We start from the raw sequence: 2,563 nt of genomic DNA, 5'->3' as shown, positions 1-2,563 counted from the left end.
TCCTGATCTGTTGTGTTTTTGTATTCAACAGTATATGTTAGAGTCTCTCCCGGTTTCACCACTTTACCGTTTATTGTTGTTCCCTTATTATCTACCACGTCTTTTACCGGTTCTTTTGGCGTTGGATTTGATGTAATGTTTGTATCGAAACTATTAGCAGCATCTTTTGTATGTCCTATATTATCGATTACTTTTCCGTTTACATCACTGTCAACTTTTACTTTAAATGTTACACTCCATTCTTTACCGTCTTCTACTGTTTTTTTCCATGTAAGTTTTTTGGTGCTATTGTCATACGCTCCATTATCACTTGCACTGTTTTCTATATATTTTGTAAATTTTGGAATAACGTCAGTAATTTCTACTTCTTGTGTTTTCCCGGTTGTATTTTTATAATCAATTTTATATGTTAATTCTTGATTTGGTTTTACTACTTTTCCATCTATATTTGTTGTATCTTGTCCTGTAAATACTTTTTTACTTGGTTTTACAGGTGTATTTACTTTAACCGGCTCTGATGTTACTTTGTAAACATTGTTAATATCCAAATCAAAATGATTTTCATATTTTGTACCCTCTTTTGTTACCTTACCTGTAATAATTGGTGAAGGCACTTGTGCTTCTTTTGTTAGATCAGCATTTATTTTACTTAATAGAGTATCTTTAGCTTTAAATGTAAGTAATCTGGAATCTTTGTCATATGTTACATCATAATCCGAGCTGGCTTGTTTTGTTCCTTCCAGATTAAACTCATACCCATCCGGTAATACGTCTTTAAACACCAATGATTTAATTTCTTCGTGTCCCGCCGGGAAGTTTGATGTTTGTAACTTAAATTTTACTACCGAACCTGTTTGAACTGTTGCGTTATTTATATCTTTGTCAGCTTCATCTGTTACTTTTTTCTCAACTTGTGATTTAACATAAAGAATATCATAATGATAATTTACTTGTATATCCGGTTTCTTAGGTTCTACCGGTGGTGTTGGTGGAGTTGGTTCTATAGGTATATCCTTCGGCTTAATCTTACTGTCAAAACCAAACCATACGTTAACACAATTGTCTGACTCCATATCAAACTGGATACTTGATCGTGTCTGTTTACCGACTATAGCACCATACCAATTTAACGGAGAAGTTTCAGAATCCCATTGCCATGATGCATATTTTGATCCATCTGCCGTTGCATAATTTGACTTATCTGCAAATAAATTGATGCCATGTGCTTTCACAGATGATCCATTGATTTCAAGAGGTTCACCTGTATAATATGAAACTTTTTCAATTGCATTTTTACCGTTGAATTGAGGGTATCCATGTCCTCTGTTCAGGGATTGAAAATCCAGAAGCGCACCTGTTGTATCAATTTCCTTACCATATTCATCGTACATTTTAACTTCCATGGCTATTCTTATGTTATTAAAAAACGCCCAGTATCTTACCGTAATGGTTGGATCAGAATACAAAAATGCTGGAATTTCTGTTTTCTTTAGACCACCTGTGCTTTTAAGCGTATATATGTACTCGACTGCAGAAATCTTCTTACCGTTCATATATGATTTTTGCAGATTTGTGTACCTTGCTACTAGCGGTTGATTATACTTCAAAAATACCCTCTTCCCATTTTTATCAGGGGCATTATCAAAATCTTTAATGTGTTTATAAACAAGTTCTTTTTTTAGTTTATCGTCATTTTGTAAGTAACCTAAGCTTTCTGCATGTTTGTAAAAATCGCCTTTCTTATATTCCACGCCTCCTGATTTTATGTTCAAAACCGCATTTGATTCTGACTCAAAAATTAGTGGCTGCCCTATTGGTGACTTCAGATAGCCATCCTCATTTTTATGTTTTTCAAGTTCTTTTAGAGCTTTATCATACTCTTGTTTTTTCTTATTATACTCCGCTAATTTTTTATCATATTCTTGTTTTTTCTTGTCATACTCTGCTTTTTCTGCATTGTATTTATCTAATTCCTGTTTTGCCTGTTTTAGCTTTTGTATCTGTTGATTATAATCATCTTTTATCTCAGCGATTTTTCTATCCGCTTCAGCCTTTGTCACTGCTACTCCTTTATCAACATTGCTTTCTTTTTTTACATTTACTCCGGCATCTTGTGCTTGTTTAACACTCTTATCAAGTTCTGTTCTATCAACAGTTACTTCGATACCTTTATCTTTATCCGCTGCATGTGTCGTTAAATTCTGTGTTGATACACTAAGCAGCATTAATAACGATAAAAACAAGGTAGATGCCTTTCTACCCTTTTCTTTGAGTTTCGTACTCATAATATAGCCTCCTTTATTATTAAAATTAATTTTTCGATTAAAATTTTATTTTTGCATTTACAAATTTTCTTCCTTTCTTTGTATTTTTAAGTAGGATTTAATTTACAACAATAGTTTAGTATGTTATAATATACTATATATTAGGAATAACAGTTTACATCGCTTATATAAGTGGTTTTTTCTTGTTAAGTATTTTATAATATTATGTATTATTTAAGATGTAAATTAAATCCTACATTTTTATACACAATTTTATTATAATACAATCAAAACACACC

1 protein-coding gene is annotated in these 2,563 nt (G+C 32.0%); it reads right to left on the bottom strand.

Features of this window, described 5'->3' with window-relative positions; translation table 11 throughout:
* Window positions 1-2,285 (bottom strand): GbpC/Spa domain-containing protein (locus tag HMPREF1983_RS05230; RefSeq protein ID WP_021753247.1); only part of this gene is annotated, 2,285 nt, incomplete at its 3' end.
* Window positions 2,286-2,563: the final 278 nt, after the last annotated feature.

The organism is Gemella bergeri ATCC 700627 (assembly GCF_000469465.1).
GTDB lineage: Bacteria > Bacillota > Bacilli > Staphylococcales > Gemellaceae > Gemella > Gemella bergeri.
This window is presented reverse-complemented; position numbering and strand designations above follow the sequence as displayed.